We start from the raw sequence: 23,081 nt of genomic DNA, 5'->3' as shown, positions 1-23,081 counted from the left end.
CGGGGAGCCATCGCAGAGAGTCTCTTGCGAGGATTACAGGTGCCCTTCGAGAGGAGACGAACGATGACAGCGTCCGATCCACAGGTCACCACCCGCGAGCAATGGCTCGTCGCGCGGCGCGAGTTACTTGCACAGGAGAAGGAGCTGACCCGCCACCGCGACCGGGTCAACGCCGCCAGGCGTGCGCTACCGATGGTCGAGATCACCGAGAACTACGAGTTCGACGGTCCCGGGGGCAGGGCCCGGCTCGTCGACCTGTTCGACGGCCGCGGCCAACTCCTGATCTACCACTTCATGTTCGAACCCGACGCCGACGAGGGATGCCCGTCCTGCACGTTCACGATGGACAACGTCGGCGACCTCCACCACCTCTACGCCCGGGACACCTCGTTCGCGGCCGTGTCCCGCGCACCCCTGCACAAGCTCGAGCAGTACCGGCAGCGCATGGGCTGGACCATCCCCTGGTACTCCTCGCTCGGGAGCAACTTCAACTACGACTTCCATGTGACTATCGACGCGTCGGTCGCGCCGGTCGAATACAACTACAAGGACGAGGCGGAACTCGAGCGCATGGACCCGGCGTGGAAGGGCTGGTCGGGCGAGGAGCACGGCGTCAGTGCCTTCCTCCGCCAGGGTGAGCGCGTCTTCCACACCTACTCCGGCTACGCGCGCTCCACCGACATGCTCGTCGGCACCTATCACTGGCTCGACCTCACCGCGCGCGGTCGTCAGGAGGACTGGGAACCGGAACCGCGCCGCGGCGACGACCCGTTCATGAGCTGGCTGCGCCGCCACGACGAATACGAACCGGACGCGATTTCAGGAGAGAAGACCCCCGACTGACCGCGCGATCTACATCAGTTCGTAGCCCGTCGCCTGCAGCTCCAGATAGTCGCGCACCAGCAGGTGAGAACCGGGCGTGGACACTGCCGTCCACGGAATGTGCTTGGGCAGTTGCAGTGCCAGCGATTCGGGTACCGCTTCGCGGCACCTGATGCCAGCCCGGGTTCGCGGCGTCAGCGAGTTCCACCACGAGTCGAGGACGCACCGGCATTGGGCGAGGTACTCCGAGAGCGGCCCCTGGAGCATCGCCATCTGCGGAACCGGATCGGGTCCACCGGTGATGCCCACGACGCACGCGTGCCCGCACACGGCCATCACCTGCCCGATGAACTGCGGCGGCATGATGCCTTCGGGGTCTCGCAGCAGGGCGAGGCGCGCGCCGGCGGAGAGCGCTTCATACGCCGTCACGGGGTCGATGGCCTCGTCACCCATGCCACGAAGGTACCCGGCTGGGGCCGTCTCCTATCGGGAACAGTGATTTGTTCACCTCGCGGCGTAGTCACGCCAGGCGCGTTCCCATTGCCGGGTCAGGGCCGGGTAGACGAGGAGATGCCGGAACGGTGCGATGGCGGCCATGTAGAGCCGCCCGAACCGGCCGTTGGGTTTGACGAGGACGGTCATCTGGAGCCCGTAGTCGCCGTCCGCTGCTTGCACCCAGCCGAGATGCATCACGGTGTGCACGGTGGTGTTCGCCAGTTCGCGGGCGGCCTCCGTGTCGAGTTCGTACACCGCTGTGAGCGGCATGCCCGCGTCGTCGGGGCCGCGGGGAGCGTCGCGGAGGTCGTCGGGCAGGCGGTCGCGGAGCGAGGCGACCCGTTCGCCGACGCCCGCCGACGGATCGTCCCAGCCGAACAGTTCGCCGAGCTTCCACCGGACGGCGAACAGGAATCTCACGACCCGGGGCTGTTTCCCGAGTCCGCCCTGGGCCCGCATCGCGGCGAGCATTGTGGGGAAGTCGTCCGGACCGGCTCCCGGAGTGCGATACGACCACACGTCCTCGACGTCGAAGTCGCTCGTGAATTCGTGGATGCGCCAGGGCTGCTCGGTGTACGTGGCCTCTGCTATTCGTGGCACTGTCGTCCCCGATCTATACGGTACCGTATATTTCATCTATACGGTACCGTACAAATTGACCGCGATCAATGGAGGTGGACCGATTCCCGCCGTCGCCCGCACCACACGAGCCCGCTGGATAGAGGCCGGGCTCGACGCCCTCGCGCGAGGCGGACCGGACGCCGTCCGCGTCGAGGCACTCGCCGCCGAACTCGGCGTCACGAAGGGCGGGTTCTACGGCTACTTCGACGGCAGGCCCGCGTTGCTCACGGAGATGCTCGACGAGTGGGAACGCCGCTGCACCAAGGCCGTCATCGCCCAGGCCGACGCCGAAGGCGGCGACGCGGCCGAGCGGATCCGGCGCGTGGGTCAACTCACCTACTCGGAGGACCTGCACCGGATCGACCTCGCGATCCGGGCCTGGGCGCACCACGACCGGTCCGTCGCGGCACGCCTGCAGCGCATCGACAACGAGCGGATGCAGTTCCTGCGCACGATGTTCGGCACCTTCGTCACCGACCCCGACGAGATCGAGGCGCGCAGCACCCTGATGTTCGGGCTCGCCATCGGCCGCCACTTCATCGTCGCCGACCACCCCGGGTACACCAAACGCGAAGCCATCCGGCTCGCCGGAGAATTCCTCTTACGCCCGTAGCCGGGAACACGCGGCTCGATCACCGTCATCGCGCATTCCTTCTCGACGTTCCGTATCGGTGGTTCCGGAGTGCGTCGAAGGTGTTGTGATGGCGCCGTTTCAGCGCGTCGACGCCGGCCGGTGTGCGGCATACTGGGACTCCAGACCAAGGAAGCTCCTATCGAGAAGGTTTCTGCCGATGTCCGAAGGGCCGACTCTGCGTCAGCTGCGGTACTTCCTGCGCTCGGTGGAGGCCGGATCCTTCTCGGCCGCAGCCGCGGCCGAGCACGTGGCCCAGCCGAGCCTGTCCGAGCAGATCCGACGGCTCGAGCGCAACATCGGCGCGCAATTGTTCACGAGGACGAACCGGACGCTACAGCTGACCGACGTCGGCCGAATGATCATTCCGCTGGCCCGGCAGACCGTGCGCAGTGCCGACGACCTCGCGGCCACCGCCCGCGAGGCCCGCACGCTGACTGGCGGCGAGGTCTCGTTCGGCACGTTCAGTAGCGCGCACCGTTACCTCCTCACACCGCTGATCACGGAGTTCCGGTCGCTGCACCCCCAGGTCAAGGTCAAGATCGTCGGGTTGAACTCGTCCGAGGTGGCGAACGCGGTCCGCAACGGCGATCTCGAGGCGGGACTCGTCCAGCTGCCGATCGACGAGACCCGCCTCGCCGTGAGCGACCCCGTTCTGGTGGACGAGGTGGTGTACGTGAGCGCCGACGCGAACCGAACGGGGCAGCCGATCTCCATCGAGGATCTGTCCCGGGCGACGCTCATCCTGTCGGAGGCCCGGTGGCAGGCCGACGACCCGCTTCGCCGCAGTATCGCGGCACGCGCCGAGGCGGCGTCGGTGGAGGTGGCGCCCACCATCGAGGTCGAATTCCAGTCGGCGGCCATGGAGCTTGCCGCCGACGGAATCGGTGACACCCTCGTCTCCTATCTCGTCGCCCGGTCGCACGAGAGCGCGAACAAGGTGACGTGGGTTGCGCTCGACCCGCCCTACGAGGAGCGTTTCGCGTTCGTCACCCACGCGAGCGGGAGCCTGTCCCCGGCGACCCGGCAGTTCATGTCCCTGGCCCACCGTCACATCTCCGCTCTGCAGAGTGTGGCCTCGGGGTGGAGCGGCCGACGGCCCACCCGGACGGCGGCGAGCGAGAACGGGCGCTGACACCGCCGCCCCTCCGCCCGTCGTGGCATCGCTGTGACACATCCCGCTCCCCGTGAAATACGGCAGTAACCTCGCCGATCCCAACGCTCAACATTCGCCGGTATCTATAGGTAAAACCTAGAACTGGCGCTGTGACTATGCCGTTTACGAGCCCCCAGGCGTCGCACAGACTGGGGAAACAGCAAGTCGAGTGTGGGCTGGAACACACCGGCGAAAGTCGATCGAAGGAGTTCACGATGGCAGGCCTGGGCGAAGTGAAGACAGCGGTCGTCACCGGTGCGGCGAGCGGGATGGGACGGAGCACGGCGGCCGCTCTGGTGAAGGAGGGGTGGGACGTCCTCGCCCTCGACCGCGTCGCGACGGAGTTCGAGGCGCCCGGTGCGACGGTGCGGACCGTCGAGGTCGACGTGACGTCGCGGGAGGCCGTCGGCCGCGCGATCGCCGATCACCTCGCGGACGGATCGAGGTCCCTGGAGCTGGTAGCCAACATTGCCGGCATCTACCCGCCCAGCACCCTCGAAAACTTCACCGAGGACCTGTACCGCACGGTGTTCGACGTCAACGTCCTCGGCGTGCTCAACGTCGCGGCCGAGGCGGTGACGCACATGCAGCGCGGCGCGATCGTCAACTTCGCGTCCGTCGACGCCTTCACGGTCTCGCCGGGACAGATGCTCTACGGCGCCTCGAAGGCAGCGGTGGTGATGATTACCAAGGAACTCGCACTGGAGCTGGCGCCGAAGGGAATTCGCGTCAACGCCATCGCGCCCGGCTGGGTCAACACACCCGGCAACGCGGCAACCGGCCGGATGGCCGCCGCGGCCGCAGGCATTCCGCTGGGCCGGGTGGCCGAACCCGAGGAAATCGCCCGCTGGGTGTCCATCCTCGCCGGCCCCGACGCCGCGTTCATGACCGGCGAAACCATCGTCCTCTCCGGCGGCGATGTCATCCGCTGACGTCCGATCCCTCTTCGAAAGGAACACCATGACTTCCTACTGTGTCATCGGCGCCGGCGCGGCCGGACTCTCGGCCCTGAACGTGCTGACCGAGCGTGGCTACCAGGTCGACTGTTACGAGAAGAGTGATCGCGTCGGCGGCCACTGGAACACCGACTACGACGCCCTGCACCTGATCACCTCCCGCGACATGACCCACTTCGAGGGCTTTCCGATGCCCGCGGAGTACCCGCACTTCCCGCGGCGCGACCAGATCCGCGACTACATCGCCTCCTACGCCCGTGCCCGGGGGCACGACAAGCGGATCTCGTTCGACACCGAGGTCCTGTCGGTCACCCCCGTGGACACCGACGGCCCCACCGGATCGGCGGGGTGGAACGTCACGACCACCAGCGGCGCCGGCACCTACGACGGCGTGCTGATCGCCAACGGACACCTGTGGGACCCCAAGGTGCCCCACGTTCCGGGCACCTTCGCGGGCAAGCAGATTCATTCCGGCAGCTACCGGAACGTCGGGGATATCGAAGGCAACCGTGTGCTCGTCGTGGGGGCCGGCAACTCCGGCTGCGACCTCGCCGTCGACGTCGCCCAGCACCGTCTCGAAGCCGACATCGTGGTGCGGCACGGTTCGTACTTCCAGCCGAAGATGTACTTCGGCCGCCCGCGCCAGGAACTGCCGTTCATGGCCGAGTTCTCACCCTCCGAACAGGACCTGATCGCCCGGTTGCTCGCCCGGGTGTCGATCGGCGAGAACGCCGACTACCCCGGGATGCCGGTCCCGAAGCACCGCACGCTCGCGGACGGTGCCACCGTCGTCAACGACCTTCTGCTGTACTGGATCCACCACGGCCGGGTCGGCGTCGTCGGCCACGACATCTCCCGATTCGACGGCAACACCGTCCACTTCGCGGACGGCACGGCGAGGGAGTACGACACCATCCTGTGGGCCACCGGGTTCCACCCGAGCGTGCCGTTCGTCGACGACGCCCTCATCGCCCGCCGCAACCAGCGACCGCTTCGCTACGCCGGCGGCATCATCCCGCAGGGCCTCGAAAAGCTGTACTACATCGGAATGGCCGCGCCGCGCGGCCCGCAGATCCCCGTCTACGGCCGGCAGTCCGAGATCGCCGAACGCATGATCACCCTGCACGAGCAGGCCGGGCCGGGTGGCGCCGACGTCGCCGCCTACGTCGCGCGACTGCAGGAGGCCGAAGACCGCATCGACATCCCCCGCGACATCTGGAACGACCAGATCGCCGACACCGAACGGCTTCTCGACGCCTACGCCGCGACAGTCGGCGACGCCGCCCGCATCGGCAAGTGACCGTCGCGACCGCGCATCCCGACGCTGTGCCAACCCCCTGACCTCCCCTCCCCGAGGACACACCATGACCACTCATCTCATCGACGACAGTCCGCTGACGCGATACCACAAGAAGCTGATCGTCGCCTGTTCCGGTGGCCCGTTCCTGGACGGCTACCTACTCAGTATCGTCGGCGTCGCCCTCGCGGGTGCGAGCGCCGACCTCGACCTGGACGCGAGCACGCTCGGATTCGCCGGCGCGGTCTCGCTTGTCGGATTGTTCTTCGGAAGCTTGATCTTCGGCCCCGTCACCGACCGGATCGGCCGACGGGTGATGTACACCGCCGACCTGCTGGTGATGATCCTCGCCTCCGTGGCCTGCCTGTGGATCGAAACCGGGTGGCAGCTCATCGCCCTGCGGTTCGTCATCGGCGCAGCGGTGGGTGCCGACTATCCGATCGCGACATCTCTTCTGACCGAGTGGATTCCGAAGAAGTCCCGCGGCGCGATCATCGGCCTGCTGTCGGTGGTCTGGTTGGTCGGTGCGGTGGTCGCCTACCTCGTCGGCTTCGCGCTGACGAGCGTGTACGGACCGGAGTCGTGGCGGTGGATGCTGGCGAGCGGCGCGGTGTTCGGCGTCATCGTCCTGCTCCTGCGCATGGGTGCCCACGAGTCGCCCCGTTGGCTGGTCGCGAAGGGCCGACTCGAGGAGGCGCGCGAACACGTGTCGGACGTGCTCGGCCGCAATGTCACCCTCGAGGAGATCGCGACCCTGGCCGCCGACGAAGATTCCCCCGGCCCGGGCCGGTTCACCGAACTGCTGCGCGGCGACTACCTGCGACGCGTCGTATTCTGCGGACTGTTCTGGATGTGCTTCGCGATCCCGCAGTTCGCGCTGTTCACCTACGGGCCGATCATTCTCTCGCACATGGGTTTCAGTGGAAACGGTGCCTCGGAAACTCTCGGTCAGATCATCCTGAATCTGGGCTTCGTTCTCGGTGCACTTCCCGGGATGCGATGGGTCGAGACGCGGGGACGGCGGCCCCTGATCCTCGGTAGCTTCTTCTTCGGCGCCCTCGCGCTCGTGCCGTTGGGCGTGTGGCCCGGTGCCCCCTCCTGGTTCGTCATGGTGTTCTTCTTCCTGTTCACCCTGATCAACAGCGCCGGAAACATCCTGGTGTTCATCTACCCGAACGAGTTGTTCCCCACCCAGATCCGTGCCAGCGCGGTCGGGCTGGCGACCGCGATCAGTCGCGTCGGTGCAGCGGCCGGGACCTTCCTGGTGCCGGTGTCGCTGGACACGCTGGGCACGGGCACCACCATGCTCATCGGAGCCGCAATCACCCTCCTCGGCTTCGTCATCAGCTTCTTCTGGGCCGAGGAGACCCGCAACCAGTCGCTGGCCTCGGCGGCGCAGACCACCGCGACCCCTGCGGACCTCCCCACCGGCACCACCCTCACCGGCCCGAACGGCGCCTCGTAGAACCCGACCCCCTATCGACACTTCGTTGCGGAGGAAGCAATGACACTCCTGGACACCGACACTCTCCCTTCCACCGATCACGTTTCCGTGGTTCTCCGTAGCGTTCGTCATCGCAGCCCCGGGGAATCGGTCTTCCATCAGGCGGTGGAGGAAGTCCTCGCCGCCCTCGGACCGGTCCTGGACCGGCATCCCGAGTACGTCGAGGCGCGGATCCTCGAACGGCTCTGCGAACCCGAACGCCAGGTGATGTTCCGCGTTCCGTGGGTCGACGACACCGGACAGGTACAGGTCAACCGCGGATACCGGGTCGAATTCAACAGCGCCCTCGGGCCGTTCAAGGGTGGACTCCGCTTCCACCCGACCGTCGACCTCGGAGTCATCCGGTTCCTCGGCTTCGAGCAGATCTTCAAGAACGCCTTGACCGGGCAGGGCATCGGCGCCGGTAAGGGTGGCAGCGACTTCGACCCGGCCGGGCGCAGCGACGCCGAGATCATGCGGTTCTGCCAGTCGTTCGTCACCGAGCTCTACCGCCACCTGGGCGAGCACACCGACGTGCCGGCCGGCGACATCGGCGTCGGTGTCCGGGAACTCGGCTACATGTTCGGACAGTACAAGCGCATCGTGAACCGTTTCGAAGCCGGCGTGCTCACCGGGAAGGGCGTCGGGTGGGCCGGATCCCATGCGCGGACCGAAGCCACCGGGTACGGGGCCGTGTACTTCCTGCGCGAGATGCTGGCCACCCGCGGCGGGACGCTCGAAGGCCGCCGCGCGGTGGTCTCGGGTTCGGGCAACGTGGCGATCTACGCGATCGAGAAGGCCCATGCACTCGGGGCCACCGTGATCGCCTGCTCCGATTCGGGCGGCTTCGTCGTCGACGACGCCGGCATCGATGTGGACCTGCTCAAGGACGTCAAGGACGTCAAGGAGGTCCGGCGGGCCCGGCTGTCCGCGTATGCCGCCGAACGCCGGTCCGCCACCTACGTCACGACCGGTTCCGTCTTCGACCTGCCCTGCGATGTCGCCCTTCCGTGTGCCACCCAGAACGAACTCGGCGAACAGCACGCAACCGCCTTGATTCGCAACGGAGTTCAGGCCGTCTCCGAGGGTGCGAACATGCCGTGCACCCCGGGGGCGGTCGCACTGTTCCGCGACGCCGGCGTCCTCTTCGGTCCCGGCAAGGCGGCGAACGCCGGGGGTGTGGCCACCTCCGCCCTGGAGATGCAGCAGAACGCCGCCCGGACGTCGTGGACGTGGGCGGAAACCGAGAGCCGCCTCGAAAACATCATGCGGGACATCCACGATCACACCCGGGCCACCGCGGCCACCTACACCGACGACGCAGACAATTACGTCGCCGGCGCCGCCATCGGCGGATTCATCCGTGTCGCCGACGCCATGCTCGCGCAAGGAGTCGTGTGATCCGTCCCCGACCCCACCACCGAAAGGACTTTTCGTGCCTACCTCCGGCAATGGAATTTCCCACCGTCTCACGAACCGCGTCGCACTCGTCACCGGCGGTGCGCGAGGTCAAGGCGCCGCCCACGCCTACAGGCTGGCCGGTGAAGGTGCCGTCGTCTTCCTCGCCGACGTCCTCGACGACGACGGAGCCCGCACCGCCGAAGAACTCCGAGCCAAGGGCCTCGACGCAACCTACCTGCACCTCGACGTCTCCACGCCCGACGACTGGGACGCCGCCTATCGGCTGCTCGATGCGAAGCACGGCCGGCTCGACATTCTGGTCAACAACGCGGGGATCGTCGACGTCACCCCGCTCGAAGACCTCGGCCTCGACGTGTGGAACCGGGTGCTCTCGGTCAATCTCACCGGCGCCTTCCTGGGGTTGAGGACCCTGATCCCGCTCCTGCGCAAAGGAACCGGGAGCGCAGTGGTCAATACTTCCTCGATCTTCGGCCCGTCCGGCGCCATCGGCTATGCCGCCTACGCCGCCAGCAAGGCCGGCATGCTCGGGCTGACCCGTACCGCGGCACTCGAGCTCGCTCCGGACGGCATCCGGGTCAACGCCCTCGTCCCCGTCGGTGTCAGCACCCCGATCAACGCCCAGGAGCCCGACGGCGGGGTCGTGCCGGAAACGCCCCTCGGTCGACGCGCCGATCCCACCGAACTCGCCGCGGCCGTCGCCTACCTCGTCAGCGACGATGCCAGCTTCGTCACCGGCTCCGAACTGGTCGTCGACGGCGGGTTCAGCACCCGCTGACCCCAGGTGAGTGGCAAAGCGTGCCCGGGCACACTTTGCCACTCACGTGGGGGTGAGGTGCGGATCCTTCGCCTTGCGGCCCACGGCCACGGACGCCAGCATCAGCAGCGCCGCCCCCGCGAAACAGGCGGCGTAGCCGACGTGCGGGGCGAGGAGTGAGATGACGAACGGGACGGCGAAGCCGACGTAGATCAGGCAGTAGAACACCGCCACGGTCTGCGCGAGTTCGTCTTCCGGCGACAGCTTCTCGACGGATGCGAGACCGGACCCGAGCAGGATCCCGTAGCAGGATCCGAGAAGGAAGGCCGCGACGACGATCGCGACCACCGGCAGCGCACCGTGCGTATACGCGACCACGGTCGCGGCCCCGAAACCCAGCACCCCGAGCACGATGCCGACCCGGATCCCGGTGGCGTCGTCCTGCTGCGACCACCGTTTGGCCCACGGCTGGATCACCGCCCCGGTGATCAGGGTCAGTGCCGCGACGAGACCGGTGAACGCCACCGAGGTGGAGCGCAGTGACTCGGACACGAGCGGCGGAAGCGTCGCGAACGACACGGTCGCCACCCCGAACACCCACGGCGCCCAGGGCGCGATGCCCCACCGGAACCGGGAGGTCGCGAGCGCCGACAGGGGCTTGGCGACGAGGTCCGTCGCGCGGACCCGCGCATCGGGCACCGACCACACCAGTGCCAGGGCGCCGACCATCAACACGATGTGCACCAGATACGGGAGCAGTTCCGGCTCGGGGAGCCACTGCGCGATCACGCCGGCGAACAGCGCTCCGCAGCCGAATCCCGCGGACAGCGACATGGCGGCGCGGCGCGCACCCGCCCCGGCCGGCGACGTGGAGCTGAGTTCCTTCATCCAGGCGGTGCCGGCGCCGAACGCCATGCCGGAGGCGAGTCCGGCCAGCACCCGTCCCAGATAGAGCAGGTCGGGGACGGCGGCTCCCGCGATCAGGACTAGGGAGGAGACGATGCCGACGGGGATCATCGGACGGATCACCGCGCGCCGGCCGAACCGGTCGGACACGCGCCCGAAGTACAGCAGCGCAGGGATCAGACCGACGACATACGACGCGAGCATCGCGGTGAACGAACCGCTCCCGAGACCGAGATGCTCGCGGTAGACCAGCTGCATCGGGGCGAACTGGTTGGCTCCCCAGCTGACCGCGAACAGCGCGACGGCAAGGCGGACCCAGGGCGAGAGCATCATCCGATCCTCCCAGAGCCGGTAGCGCGGCGAAGTATCAACTCTTCACAGGTCGGGCTCCGCATTCCTGTGGACACTGGCCGTGTGCGGCGGGTCCGGGGATGTCTAGCGTCGACCCCTGAGCACGAGCCGAGGAGGACATGTGTGGGGTAACGACGGCAGCTGGGTCGGCTCGGACGCGCGGACGATCGCCCGCGCCGTGACGAGCCGGGAGGTGTCCGCGAGCGAGGTGCTCGACGACCACCTGGCGCACATCAAGGCGCGGAACCCGGAGCTGAACGCCGTCGTCACCGTCGCCGAGGACCAGGCGATCCGGGCCGCCGACGACCTCGACAGCCGGATCGGCCGAGGTGAGGACGTCGGTCCGCTGGCCGGGGTGCCGTTCACGGTGAAGGACCTGATCGCGACCGCGGGTGTCCGGACGACGGCGGGATCGCGCGCGCTCGAGCACAACGTGCCTTCTGTCGACGCCCCCGCGGTGGCCGCGATGAGGGCGGCCGGCGCGATCCTCGTCGGGAAGACGAACACCCCGGAGTTCGGGGCCAGCGGCCTCACGCACAACGACCTGTTCGGGTACACCGTGAACCCACTCCGGCCCGACGGCGTACCCCGCTCACCCGGCGGGTCGAGCGGCGGCGAGGCGGCGGCGATCGCGTCCGGGATGAGCGTGGTCGGCCTCGGTACCGACTTCGGCGGTTCGGTGCGCTGGCCCGCGCACTGCACGGGACTGCGCTCCGTCCGCCCGACCGTCGGCCGGGTCGACCCCGACGGCCAGTATCCCGGTGTCCCGTCGGGCGATCACCTGCTGACCAATCCGGCGACCATGCACGGCACGCTGCAGACGATCGGTCCGATGGCGCGGACGCTGGACGACGCGGCCCTCGTGCTGCGGGTGCTCTCGTCCCGGCAATATCGGTGGACCGACCCGGGCACGGTGGACCTCCCACGTCTCGACGTCACGTGGGCACCCGGTGAGGGGACCGTCCCGGTGGACGAGGAGATCGTCGCGGCCGTCGCCGGTGTCGCCCGGCAACTCGGTGCCCGCCCGTACCGGGGTGCGGCGCTGGCGGAGGGGAACGACCTGTTCGGGAAGTTGCGGTCCGTCGAAACCCACACCGACATCGAAGAACTCGGCACCGGCTTCGGGGCGAACATCGCGGCGATGCTCGCCGACGGGCGGGACGTGGACCGGCGCGGGGTCGAACGGCTGTGGGCGCGGCGATCGGAACTGGTGCACCGGCTGCTCGGCGAGATGGGGGACGTCCTCGTCCTTCCCGTCGCCTCGATTCCGGCGCCGCCGCTCGGCGAAGAACTGTTCGACGTCGGTGGGCAGTCTCTCACGTGGGCTCAGGCCCTGGCGAGTTGCCGCGCGATCAGTGTGACGGGTCTGCCGTCCGTCGTCGTTCCGGTGGGAATCACGAAGTCGGGGTTGCCGATCGGCGTGCAGGTCGTCGCGCGGCCGTGGTGCGAGCACGTCGCGCTGGCCGTGGCCGCCCGGTTGTGAGGCGACCACGGCCAGGTGTCAGATCACGTGGTCGCGACGCAGACCCTCGATGTCTGCTTCGCTCAACCCGAATTCGCCCAGCACCTCCGCCGTGTCCTGCCCCAGCACCATCGGTGGCGCATTCCGGATCGGCAGGGTTTCCTCGTCGACCCAGAACGGGCTCCGGACCAGCGGCACCTCACCGCCGTCCGGGGTGGCCACGGGCTGCACCATCTTCAGGGCCTGCACCTGCGGGTCGGCGAACGCCTGATCGATCGTGTGGACGGGACCGCACGGGATGCCCGCCGCGCGAATCAGCGTCACCCATTCGGCGGCCGGACGCACGGACAGCAGTTCGAGAAGTTCCTTGGTGAGCTGGTCCCGGTGCGCGAGTCGTGACTGGCCGGTGCGGTATTCGGGCCGGTCGGCGAGGGCGGGATCCCCGAGAACCTGGCACAGCGAGTCCCAGTGCTTGTCCGAGCCGGTCGCGATGATGATCGGGAAATCGGCGGTGTCGAACGTGCCGTACGGCGTGATCGTGGGGTGCGTGTTCCCGTTCGGCTCCGCGACGCGTCCGGTGCTCAGGTAGTCCTGGGCCTGGAACGACATGATCGACAGCGCCGATTCGAGCAGGGACGTCTGCACGTGATGACCCGCACCGTCCCGCCCCCGGGCCACGAGTGCCGCCGTGATGCCCAGCGCCGCATAGATACCGGACACCGTGTCGATGATCGGGATCCCGACGCGCATCGGCGTGTGGTCACCGGCGCCGGTCACCGACATCAGCCCCGACATGCCCTGCGCGACCTGATCGAGTCCCGGCGAGAACTGCTCGGGACCGGTCGGGCCGAAACCGCTGACGCTCATCACGATCACCCCGGGATTGTCCGCGGCGAGCGACTCCTGGTCGAGTCCCATCTCCGCGAGAACGCCGGGACGGAAGTTCTCCACGATGACGTCCACGCCGACGGCAATGCGGCGCAGCAGTTTCCGGCCCTGCTCACTACGCATGTCGAGAGCGACCGAACGTTTGCCACGGTTGACGGAGGTGAAGTAGAGGCTGTCGCTGCCGTCGAACGGCGGCCACTGCCGGGAACTGTCGCCACCGGAACGGGTCTCGACCTTGATGATGTCGGCGCCGAAATCGGACAGCAGTGCCGTGCACAGCGGTCCGGCGAGGGCCCGTGTGAGGTCGAGGACCCGGATCCCGCTGAGCAACTGGTTCATGGTGGATCCTCGGTTCTCTGAGAAGGAAGGGGACCGTCCGAGAATTGCGGACTCGCCGGTCGATAGCGATGGCGAGAATGCACAAGCGGCCGCTGGGGATTTCGGCGCATTGTGTGCCGCGACGGCAGGTCACGGCCGGTTAGCGTGAGCTACCCGAAGAAGCACCCGAGGAGGACGAGACGATGCGCGACATCCTGACGGGCCTGGAATCGTGGTTCGACCGCGGCGAGACGTTCGCGCTCGCTACGGTGGTGCGCACCTGGAAGTCGTCCCCGCGGGCGCCGGGCGCGGCGATGGCCGTGTCGGAATCCGGTGAGGTGCTCGGAAGTGTGTCCGGTGGGTGCGTCGAGAGCACGCTGTACGAGACGGCGCGGGACGTGCTGGCCGACGGGCGGAGCCGCACCGAGGTGTTCTGTGTGGCCGACGACGACGCGATCGGGGTCGGACTGACGTGCGGTGGCACCATCGAAGTGTTCGTCCAGCGCATCGGGCGGCACGACTTCCCGGGTTTCGCGGACGCGGCGCGGCGCATCCGCGGCGGCGAATCGATCGCCGTCGTGACGGAAACCGGCGACGGATCGCGGACCCGGCGTTGCGTGATCACCGGCGACGGGCCGGTGGGCGACCTCGACCTGCCCGGCGCCGACGTCGACAGCGTCCGCCGGCGGCTCGAGGCCGGTGAGTCGCAGGTGTATCAGCTGCGGTCCGAGACGGTGTGCATGGTCGAGATCTTCGCGCCGCCACCGCGGATGTACATCTTCGGGGCCATCGACTTCGCCGCCGCCATGTGCACGCTGGGCGCGTTCGCCGGCTACCACGTCACGGTGATCGACGCCCGCGCCGTGTTCGCGACGCGCGCCCGGTTCCCGGACGCCGACGACGTCGTCGTGATGTGGCCGCACCGGTTCCTCGAGACCGCACCGGTCGACCACCGGACCGTCCTGGCCGTGCTCACCCACGACGAAAAATTCGACATCCCGCTGCTGAAACTGGCCCTGCGATCGGACGCGGCGTACATCGGCGCGATGGGCAGTCGGGCCACACACGAGCGCCGGGTCGCGCTGCTGTGCGAACAGGGGACGACCGCGGCGGAGCTGGCGCGGCTGCATTCGCCGATCGGCCTCGACCTGGGTGCCCGCACCCCCGAGGAGACGGCGGTGTCGATCCTCGCCGAGATGATGAAGACGACCCGCGGAACCACGGGCCTCGAGCTCCAGCAGCTGAGCGGTCCGATCCACCGTGACGCGCCCGCCGGGACCGGCCGTCCGCTCGAGTGCACCGCGTGAGCGACGTTTGACGGGTATTCGGGTCGAGACTTAAGGTCAGGCTTTCGCGCCATCCGGGGCGAGTGTCGGATCAGGTGAGCAGGGTGTTGCAGTGACGACGAGGGATGCCGGTAGTTCCGCTCCCGGGTTCCGCGCAGCCGCCGACACCGGCAACGGGCCTGGTCCGGGCGTTGCGCCGCAACCGCTCGCCGACGTGTTGGCATCCGATCTGCTCGTCTCCCCGACCCTCGTCGCCGGCGAGAGCGGCACCTCGCGTGAGGTGTCGAACATCGCCGTGATGGCGGTGCCGGGCATCGGACCGTGGCTCCGGACCGGACAGTTGCTGATCACCACGACCGCGGTTCTCGGCCGGCTGGTCGAGCCGATCGACGCGTTCCTGGCCCGGCTCGACCGGCGAGGTGTCGCTGGGCTCGCCGTGCGCCTCGACGACCCCACCGCGCCGCTGCCGGCCGAGATGTCCGATGCGGCCGACGAACTCGGGCTTCCGGTCGTCGTGGTCGCCGACCTGTACTCGCAGGCACATCCGCTGGCGGCGGCTCTCGCGGAGTTGTCGGCCCGGCAGGTCGACGCCGTGTTCGAGGCGGACCGGCTGCGGCGGGTGCTCGTCGACGTCGTGATGGCAGGCGGCGGGTTCGCCGAACTGTCCGTCGCCGTCGCCGCCGAATTGGGCGGGGCGGTGCTGATCACGACACCCGACGGACGTCAGTTGTGCCGGGCGGGCGACGAGTCGGAACTGAGCCGGCTGGCATCGAGTGCAGCGCTCGACTCCACCGGACGGGTCCGCACCGATTCCACGGAGGGCGGGCTCGGCCTGCACCGGCTGGGCGACGAGTCCATCGCGGTATCAGCGATTTCGGCCAACGGCATCGACCACGGGCGGCTGGTGCACTCTTGCACCGGACGCGCGCTGCGCAGCGAGGACCTGTACCTCGTCGAGCAGGCGGCCGCGGTGTGCGCCCTGGTGGTGGCCCGCGAACTGGTCGTCTCCTCGGTGGAGGAGAAGCACCGCGCGAACTTCGTGCGCGACCTGCTGCTCGGCCGCGGCGGCGAACACGAGCACGTGGTCGCGCACGCCAAGACGTTCGGCTGGGACCTGGACCGCCCCGTGGTGGTCGTGGTGATCGAACCCGACCCGGTCGGCGAGGACGAACCGTCGATGCCCACCCGGATGCCGCTCGTCGAGCGGCAGGCGCGGGCATTCACCAGCGCCGTCGCGGGCCGCGACCAGGGCGCCGCCGTCACCGCGCTGGCAACCGAGACGGTGATCCTCATGGGTGTCGGCACCGACACGATGAACCTCGTCCACGAACTCGTCGCCACTGTGCGCGGCGCCGGTGGCGGCGGTCGCCGCCCGTTCGGGGTGGGCGTTTCCCGGCCGACGGACTCGGTGGACGGCATCCCCGCCCTCTACGGTCAGGCTCGGACCGCGCTGAAGGTGGGACGGCAGATCACCGGCGCCTGGGCGGTGACGCATTTCGACGACCTCGGCGTGTACCGGCTGTTGAGTCTCGTCGAGGACGACCGTGAACTCGAGTCGTTCGCGAGCGAGACGCTGCGCGAACTGACCGCGGACACAGCGGAGGCGCAGGACATGCGGCGCACCCTCGAGGTGCTGCTCGCCACCAACATCAACATCGCCGAAACCGCACGTCAACTCCACTTTCACTACAACACCCTGCGGTACCGGGTGGTGAAGCTGGAGAAGATGCTCGGGTCGTTCACCGATCACCCCGAATTGCGCCTCGACCTGTCGCTCGCCCTCAAGATCATGGCGATGCGCGGCATCAATTCCTAAAGTTGCCAATTTCGCCGGGCACGCCCTGGCAGATTCTTCTCACGCCGGGTGGCTGACGCTGTAATAACGTTTCCCTCCTATCGAGGTGTAATTGTGACGTGCGGCACATCGCCAGAAGCGGCCCGCCGGCACCCCTGCACCGCCACCTGTCTGAAAGGTCCCCCTATGCCTATCTGGACACTGCACGGAGATGGCAAGACCATCGCACCCGGGGAGGTCGTCACCCCCAGCGAACGGCTCAGCTGGGGCCGCACGATCGGGCTGGGCGGGCAGCACGTGGTCTCGATGTTCGGGGCCACGTTCGTCTTCCCGATCATCATGGGCCTCAATCCTCAACTGGCCGTGATGATGTCGGGATTCTGCACGCTCTTCTTCCTGCTCGTCGTCAAGGGCCGGATTCCCAGCTACCTCGGGACGTCGGCCGCATTCGTCGGCGGCATCGCCGCGATCCGTGCCCAGGGCGGCACGTCCGCGCAGGTGACGGGCGCGATCCTGGTGTCGGGTCTCGTGCTCGCCGGGATCGGCGTGCTGATCCACTTCCTCGGCGGCGGGGTGGTGTTCAAGATCCTGCCGCCCGTGGTCACCGGCGCCGTCGTCATGCTGATCGGGTTCAACCTGGCCCCGGTGGTCGCCGGAACGTACTGGCCCCAGGACCAGTGGGTCGCGTTGACGGTGATGGTCGTGCTGGTGGTGGCGAGCGTCGCGCTGCGCGGATTCCTCGGGCGGGTCGCGATCTTCCTGACCCTGCTGTTCGGCTACGTGCTGTCGTGGGTGCTCGACCTGACGACCGGCATGATCACGTCGTACGACCCGGTCGCCGGCGCGGTCACCGAGCACTTCCGCGTCAACTGGGACGGCGTCTCCTCGGCGTCGTGGATCGGGCTTCCGCCGTTCTCCGACGAGGCGAACGGCATCGTCGGCATCCACGCGCCGTCGTTCAGTCTCACGTTCATCGTCCTCGTGCTGCCCGGTGTCATCGCCCTGATCGCGGAAAACGCCGGACACGTCAAGGCCGTCGCGGAGATCACCAAGACCGACCTCGACCCGATGATGGGACGCGCCCTGATCGGCGACGGCCTGGCCACCACCATTGCTACCAGCGTCGGCGGATCCCCCACGACGACGTACGCGGAGAACATCGGCGTCATGGCCGCGACCAAGGTGTACTCGACCGCCGCGTACGCCGCGGCCGGGGTGATCGCGATGCTGCTGGGCTTCTCCCCCAAGTTCGGTGCCGTCATTTCCGCGACCCCCGGCGGCGTGCTCGGCGGAATCACGGTTGTGCTCTACGGGATCATCGGCCTGCTCGGCGCGAAGATCTGGAAGGAGAACGGCGTCGACTTCGGTAATCCGCTCAACCTGATGCCCATCGCGGCGGGCCTGATCATCGCGATCGGTGACGTGGAGCTGACGTTCAGCGACAGCTTCTCCCTCAGCGGCATCGCGCTCGGCACGATCGTGGTGATCGGGATGTACCACCTGTGCCGCGTCATCGCCCCGAAGGACGCCGACAACCCCGACGACGCAGGCACCGGCCGTCACCACCCGAAGCCGACCACCGACGACGGAACGGTCCCGGACCGGGTCGGTCAGCTCACGTGATCTGCCAGCGTCAGCACGTGAGGTTTGTCACTAGTTCACGAAACGTCGAGCGTACGATACGGGCAGGATCTGAGGAATGAAACCGTCGCCACTGACTTATCACCGACCTCGGTCGATCGACGAGGCCTGTCAGATCCTCGCGGACGTGGCTCACGAGGGAAAGGTGCTCGCGGGCGGGCAGTCGCTGATCCCGTTGCTCTCGATGCGGCTGGCCGCGCCGGCGCACCTCGTCGACATCGGGTCGATCCCCCGGCTGGACGCGGTGTCGTCGTCACGCGACCTCGGTGTCACGTTCGACGCCCTGACCACGCATTCGGTGCTCGAAGCCGACCGCGGCGCCGCCCAGGTGCAGCCGCTGATCGGCCGCGGGCTGCGTCTCGTCGCGCACCCGACCATCCGCAACCGCGGCACGACGGTCGGGTCCATCGTGCACGCCGACCCGTCCGCCGAGATGCCGGCCGTGCTCGCGCTGCTCGGGGGCTCGATCACCGTGCGCTCGGTGCGCGGGGTCCGGGAGATCCGGTCGACCGACCTGTTCGCCGGGCCGCTCGAAAGCACCCTCGAGGCGGACGAGATCGCGACCAGTGTCACCGTCCCGGCCGCCGAGCCCGGTGTCGGGACGGCGATCGACGAGATCGCCCGCAGACACGGCGACTACGCACTCGTCGGGGTCGCGGCGCAGGTGCGGGTCGAGGACGGCGTCGTGGCCGAGGCCCGGATGACGTACGTGTCGGCCGGCGAACTCGGTGAGGTCGTCGACTACACGGACATCCTCCAGGGCGCGTCCGCGACGGACGACCGGGACCCGTTGTGGCGGAATCTGTCCGAGTTCGCGCGGGAACGGATCGACACCGAACCCGACATCCACGCCACGGCGCGGTACCGGTCGCAACTGGTGGCGGCGCTGACCGCACGGGTCGGGTTCGCGGCCGCGCAGGATGCAGTGCTCGACGGTGCCGCCGTGCACGCGTCGGCGGGAGGAAGATGACCATGGCAAAGGCAACGACCAGCATCGACGAGCAACTCGCCGAGCTACAGGAGGAGACGGGCGAACAGCACGTCGCGGTGACGTTCACGCTCAACGCGGTGACGCAGACGGTGCTGCTGCCGTCGCGGACGCTCGCGTCCGACGCGATCCGGCACCATCTGCGCCAGACGGGAACCCACGTCGGCTGCGAGCACGGCGTGTGCGGCGCCTGCACCGTGCTGCTCGACGGCAAGCCGGTGCGGTCGTGCCTGGTGCTCGCCGCGAGCCTCGAGGGCCGGGAGGTCACCACCGTCGAGGGTCTCGTCGAACCCGACGGCACGCTGCATCCGGTGCAGCAGGCGTTCATCGACTGCCACGGCCTGCAGTGCGGGTTCTGCACTCCCGGGTTCGTCACGACCATCGCTGCGTTCCTCGAGGAGAACGACTCGCCCACCCGCGAGGAAGCCACCGACGCGATCGCCGGCAACCTCTGCCGGTGCACCGGCTACCAGAACATCCGGGCGGCCGTGCTGCGCGCCGCGGAGATCAAGCGGGAGCGTTCGGGCGAATTCCCGCTCGGCAAGGACGACGAGTCGGCCCGCGCGTCACTCGATCCGAAGGTCCGCGGCACCACCAACCCCGTCGGGGGAAGGGCAGGGAGAGCATGAGCGTCACGAAACCCCGCACCGCGCCGGCAGGCACGAAGCGCACCGGACGGGACACCGCCGAATCCGAGAAGCTGTTCGGCAAACCGATTCCCCGCACCGAGGACGCCCGTCTGCTGTCCGGCAACGGCCGCTACCTCGACGACCTGGGCCACAACGCGCTCATCGCCGCGTTCGTCCGGTCACCGCACGCGCACGCCCGGATCACCGGCATCGACATCGACGCCGCCCTGGATCTGCCCGGCGTGCACGCGATCTACACGTACGACGACCTCGCGGACGACTCCCCGGAGATGGCCGAGAACCTGCCCCTCCTGATCCCGCACCCGGCGATCACCGCCCCGCGCAACGGGTATCCGCTCGCCAAGGACGAGGTCAACCACGTCGGTGAGGCGATCGCGATGGTCGTCGCCGACAGCCGGTACATCGCCGAGGACGCGTGCGCCAAGATCGACGTCACGTACGAAATGCTCCCGCCGGTCGTGGGTATCGACGTGGCACGGCAGGCGGACAACGCCGTGCACGCGGACGTCCCCGACAACGTCGCGGCGCACCTGCAGCACGGATTCGGCGACGTGGACGCGGAACTGGCGAACGCACCGCACCGGCTCACGCTGAACCTCGAGATCGAGCGGTCGGCGGCGATGCCGATGGAGGGCAAGGGCGTCTACGCGCGCTGGGACACCGACGAGCAGGCGCTCACGTTCTGGACGTCGACTCAGACGTCGACGTCGGCGCGTGCCGCGATCGCGGCCCGGCTGAAGATGGCGCACAACAAGGTCCACTGCATCGCCCCCGACGTCGGTGGCGGCTTCGGTGTCAAGATCGTCCACCCGTGGCCGGAGGAGGTCATGGTCACCTGGGCCGCGCGGCGGCTCGGGACGGCGGGCATCTCGAGCGAGGTCAAATGGGTCGAGGACCGGCGCGAGCACTTCGTGTCGAGCGCGCACGAACGCGGCCAGATCCAGGAGGTGACGGTCGGATTCGACGACGACGGCACCCTCCTCGCGTTCGACTTCACGTTCTGGCACGACAACGGCGCCTACCTGCCGTACGGCATCATCGTCATGCTGAACACGTCGACGCAGGTGCTCGGGCCGTACAAGCCGAAGTCGTTCCGGGTGGACGCGTATTCGCTGTACACGAACACCGTCATCGTGACGCCCTACCGCGGCGCCGGGCGCCCGCAGGCCGTGTTCGCGATGGAACGGGCGATGGACGCGATCGCGAAGTATCTCGGCAAGGACGTCATCGAGGTCCGCGAGCACAACTTCATCCGGCCCGAGGAGATGCCGTACGACTTCCATCTCACGTTCCAGGACGGCCGCCCGCTGATCTACGACACCGGCGACTACCAGGCCGGGATCGACAAGCTGAAGAAGCTCATCGACTGGGACGGGTTCGCCGAGTACAAGAAGCAGGCGAAGGCCGAGGGCCGGGCCGTGGGCATCGGGATCGGCGCCTACGTGGAGGGAACCGGGCCGGGCCCGTACGAGGGCGCCCACGTCCTCGTCGAAACGTCCGGGAAGGTGAAGGCCGCAACGGGTCTGACCACTCAGGGGCAGGGCCACCAGACGGCGTTCGCGCAGATCGTCGCGGACGACCTCGGCGTGCCGGTCACCGACGTGGAGATCGTCACCGGCGACACCCGCCGATTCGGCTATGCCGTCGGCACGTTCGCGTCCCGCGGCGCCGTGATGTCCGGGTCGGCGTTCCACGTGGCCGCGCAGATGGTCGCGGAGAAGGCCCGCAAGATCGCCGGGGACGCGCTGAACCTCGATCCCGCCGAACTGGAACTTCGCGGTGGGCACGTGTGCAAGATCGGCACGCTGCCCGGCGCCGAGGGCACCTCCATCTCGCTGGGCGTGGTCGCCGTGCTGTCGAACCCGCTGCGCTACGCGTTCGACGACGCGTCGCGGCAGGCCACCGGATTCGCGAAAGCCGACACGGACATGACGATTCCGCCGGTCCGGGAAGGTGAACAACCCGGGCTCGAGGCCACCGGCTACTACTCGCCCCCGACGTCGACGTTCGCGTCCGGCGTGCACGCGGCGATCGTCGAAACCGATCCGGTGACGGCGGAAATCCACGTCCGGCGGTACGCCGTCATCCACGACTGCGGCAACGTCATCAACCCGCGGATCGTCGAGGGCCAGGTCATGGGCGCGGTCGCGCAGGGGGTCGGCGGCGCGCTGTACGAGAAGATCGTCTACGACGAGCACGGCCAGATGCTGAACGCGTCGTACATGGACTTCCTGATGCCGTTCGTCACCGAGATGCCCGACTCGCTCGAGATGGACCACACCGTCACCCCATCCGGCCTCAATCCCCTCGGTATGAAGGGTGCGGGCGAGGCGGGCGTGATTCCGACGTCCGCCGTCATCGCCGCCGCGATCGAGGACGCGGAAGGCATCCCGATCACATCCATGCCGATATCCCCTTCGGAGTTGTTCGAGCTTCGCCTCGCGCACGCGTCGTCACAGAGCAAGGAGAACGAATGAGAATCGCAGGCACCGCCCTACTGACCGCACCGCCGGAGGCCGTGTACGACAACCTGCAGGACGGAAAGGTCCTCGCGGCCACCATTCCCGGGGTGCAGTCCCTCGAGCAGGTCAGCGACAACCATTACAAGTTGTCCATCACCGCGGGCGTCGCATCCATCAAGGGCACCTATGACGGCGAAGTGATTCTGTCGCAGCAGAATCGGCCCCAGTCGTTCGTGATGACGGCGTCCGGAGCCGGTGCGCCCGGCACCGTCAAGGCCGACGTGACGGTGCGGCTCGAGGAACGCGACGGCGGCACCCTGCTCAGCTACGACGCGGACGCCGTCGTCGGCGGCATGGTCGGCGGCGTCGGGCAGCGGATGATCACCGGCGTCGCGAAGAAGATGGCCGGGGTGTTCTTCAAGGGCATCGACGGCGTCATCGCCAACGGCATCCCACCGGCCGAGGTCGCCGCCGCGGCGGGTGAGGCCCCGGCGGTCGCGGGTGTCGCGCAGGCAGCCCCGGTCCCCACGGCGGCCGCGGCCCGGCTGCGGGCGCCCGAGGCGGCGTCCACGGCAACTGTTCTCGCGTCGGCCGCACTGGGCGCCGGCATCGCCCTCGCCGGTGTCCTCGTCGGCGGCATCCTCGTGCGGGGCACCTGCTCGAAATAACCCGCGCACACCCTCGACACAGCACCCCG

At 68.4% G+C, this 23,081-nt stretch carries 20 protein-coding genes; 16 read left to right on the top strand and 4 right to left on the bottom strand.

All coding sequences use genetic code 11. The features are described 5' to 3' along the window. Nucleotides 1-63 precede the first annotated feature (63 nt). On the top strand, nucleotides 64-843 hold the full coding sequence (locus tag JWS14_RS18465) for a DUF899 domain-containing protein (protein ID WP_072945061.1): 780 nt from the start codon (nucleotides 64-66) through the stop codon (nucleotides 841-843). A gap of 9 nt (nucleotides 844-852) precedes the next feature. Here the strand turns inward: JWS14_RS18465 and JWS14_RS18460 are convergent, their stop codons facing one another. Both JWS14_RS18460 and JWS14_RS18455 read right to left on the bottom strand, forming a co-directional pair. Further along, the gene (locus JWS14_RS18460; RefSeq protein ID WP_072945063.1) at nucleotides 853-1,275 is read right to left on the bottom strand and encodes a hypothetical protein; all 423 of its coding nucleotides are present in this window, start codon (nucleotides 1,273-1,275) and stop codon (nucleotides 853-855) included. A 51-nt stretch (nucleotides 1,276-1,326) separates the two neighbouring features. After that, nucleotides 1,327-1,917, bottom strand: a complete 591-nt coding sequence (locus JWS14_RS18455; RefSeq protein ID WP_095861483.1) for a DUF2867 domain-containing protein — start codon at nucleotides 1,915-1,917, stop codon at nucleotides 1,327-1,329. Between JWS14_RS18455 and JWS14_RS18450 the strand changes: the two genes are divergently transcribed. The 7 genes from JWS14_RS18450 (at nucleotide 1,895) to JWS14_RS18420 (ending at nucleotide 9,658) form a co-directional block, all read left to right on the top strand. Next, nucleotides 1,895-2,551, top strand: a complete 657-nt coding sequence (locus tag JWS14_RS18450; protein ID WP_095861484.1) for a TetR/AcrR family transcriptional regulator — start codon at nucleotides 1,895-1,897, stop codon at nucleotides 2,549-2,551. The genes JWS14_RS18455 and JWS14_RS18450 overlap by 23 nt on opposite strands. 178 nt (nucleotides 2,552-2,729) lie before the next feature. Continuing rightward, nucleotides 2,730-3,704 (top strand): LysR family transcriptional regulator, encoded by a 975-nt coding sequence (locus JWS14_RS18445; RefSeq protein WP_206014018.1) that lies wholly within the window; start codon nucleotides 2,730-2,732, stop codon nucleotides 3,702-3,704. Nucleotides 3,705-3,940: 236 nt separating this feature from the next. Further along, nucleotides 3,941-4,657 carry an SDR family NAD(P)-dependent oxidoreductase gene (locus tag JWS14_RS18440; RefSeq protein WP_206014017.1) on the top strand — a complete coding sequence of 239 codons (717 nt, stop codon included), beginning with the start codon at nucleotides 3,941-3,943 and terminating at the stop codon, nucleotides 4,655-4,657. Nucleotides 4,658-4,685: 28 nt separating this feature from the next. Then, a complete protein-coding gene (locus JWS14_RS18435; RefSeq protein WP_206014016.1) occupies nucleotides 4,686-5,981 on the top strand; it encodes a flavin-containing monooxygenase in 1,296 nt (431 codons plus the stop codon). 64 nt (nucleotides 5,982-6,045) lie between these two features. After that, the gene (locus tag JWS14_RS18430; protein ID WP_072945071.1) at nucleotides 6,046-7,443 is read left to right on the top strand and encodes an MFS transporter; all 1,398 of its coding nucleotides are present in this window, start codon (nucleotides 6,046-6,048) and stop codon (nucleotides 7,441-7,443) included. A gap of 39 nt (nucleotides 7,444-7,482) precedes the next feature. Continuing rightward, complete coding sequence (gdhA, locus tag JWS14_RS18425) at nucleotides 7,483-8,862, top strand: NADP-specific glutamate dehydrogenase (protein WP_206014015.1); 1,380 nt, start codon at nucleotides 7,483-7,485, stop codon at nucleotides 8,860-8,862. A 34-nt stretch (nucleotides 8,863-8,896) separates the two neighbouring features. Further along, nucleotides 8,897-9,658: an SDR family NAD(P)-dependent oxidoreductase gene (locus JWS14_RS18420; protein ID WP_206014014.1), complete on the top strand. Its 762-nt coding sequence runs from the start codon at nucleotides 8,897-8,899 to the stop codon at nucleotides 9,656-9,658. 42 nt (nucleotides 9,659-9,700) lie between these two features. On the opposite strand, the gene JWS14_RS18415 is transcribed toward JWS14_RS18420, so the two are convergent. Next, complete coding sequence (locus JWS14_RS18415; protein ID WP_206016088.1) at nucleotides 9,701-10,873, bottom strand: MFS transporter; 1,173 nt, start codon at nucleotides 10,871-10,873, stop codon at nucleotides 9,701-9,703. Nucleotides 10,874-11,015: 142 nt separating this feature from the next. Between JWS14_RS18415 and JWS14_RS18410 the strand changes: the two genes are divergently transcribed. Beyond that, entirely contained in the window at nucleotides 11,016-12,377 is a 1,362-nt protein-coding gene (locus JWS14_RS18410; protein ID WP_206014013.1) for an amidase, read from the top strand. An 18-nt stretch (nucleotides 12,378-12,395) separates the two neighbouring features. On the opposite strand, the gene JWS14_RS18405 is transcribed toward JWS14_RS18410, so the two are convergent. Then, nucleotides 12,396-13,583 carry a CaiB/BaiF CoA transferase family protein gene (locus JWS14_RS18405; RefSeq protein WP_206014012.1) on the bottom strand — a complete coding sequence of 396 codons (1,188 nt, stop codon included), beginning with the start codon at nucleotides 13,581-13,583 and terminating at the stop codon, nucleotides 12,396-12,398. A gap of 182 nt (nucleotides 13,584-13,765) precedes the next feature. On the opposite strand from JWS14_RS18405, the gene JWS14_RS18400 reads away from it, so the two are divergent. From JWS14_RS18400 to JWS14_RS18370, 7 genes are all read left to right on the top strand, one after another. Next, on the top strand, nucleotides 13,766-14,869 hold the full coding sequence (locus tag JWS14_RS18400) for an XdhC family protein (RefSeq protein ID WP_072945077.1): 1,104 nt from the start codon (nucleotides 13,766-13,768) through the stop codon (nucleotides 14,867-14,869). Nucleotides 14,870-14,960: 91 nt separating this feature from the next. Continuing rightward, nucleotides 14,961-16,664 (top strand): PucR family transcriptional regulator, encoded by a 1,704-nt coding sequence (locus JWS14_RS18395; RefSeq protein ID WP_095861492.1) that lies wholly within the window; start codon nucleotides 14,961-14,963, stop codon nucleotides 16,662-16,664. A gap of 165 nt (nucleotides 16,665-16,829) precedes the next feature. Continuing rightward, on the top strand, nucleotides 16,830-18,266 hold the full coding sequence (locus JWS14_RS18390) for a uracil-xanthine permease family protein (RefSeq protein WP_072945079.1): 1,437 nt from the start codon (nucleotides 16,830-16,832) through the stop codon (nucleotides 18,264-18,266). A gap of 76 nt (nucleotides 18,267-18,342) precedes the next feature. Then, nucleotides 18,343-19,254, top strand: coding sequence for an FAD binding domain-containing protein (locus JWS14_RS18385; protein ID WP_095861493.1), 912 nt, complete (start codon nucleotides 18,343-18,345; stop codon nucleotides 19,252-19,254). Then, entirely contained in the window at nucleotides 19,251-19,901 is a 651-nt protein-coding gene (locus JWS14_RS18380; protein WP_083395698.1) for a (2Fe-2S)-binding protein, read from the top strand. The genes JWS14_RS18385 and JWS14_RS18380 overlap by 4 nt, the downstream gene beginning before the upstream one ends. After that, nucleotides 19,898-22,399 (top strand): aerobic carbon-monoxide dehydrogenase large subunit, encoded by a 2,502-nt coding sequence (cutA, locus tag JWS14_RS18375; protein ID WP_206014011.1) that lies wholly within the window; start codon nucleotides 19,898-19,900, stop codon nucleotides 22,397-22,399. Before JWS14_RS18380 ends, cutA begins: the two co-directional genes overlap by 4 nt. Next, the gene (locus tag JWS14_RS18370; RefSeq protein WP_072945087.1) at nucleotides 22,396-23,052 is read left to right on the top strand and encodes an SRPBCC family protein; all 657 of its coding nucleotides are present in this window, start codon (nucleotides 22,396-22,398) and stop codon (nucleotides 23,050-23,052) included. Before cutA ends, JWS14_RS18370 begins: the two co-directional genes overlap by 4 nt. The last annotated feature ends 29 nt before the right edge of the window (nucleotides 23,053-23,081 follow it).

The organism is Rhodococcus koreensis (genome assembly GCF_017068375.1).
Classification (GTDB): Bacteria; Actinomycetota; Actinomycetes; order Mycobacteriales; family Mycobacteriaceae; genus Rhodococcus_F; species Rhodococcus_F koreensis.
This window is presented reverse-complemented; position numbering and strand designations above follow the sequence as displayed.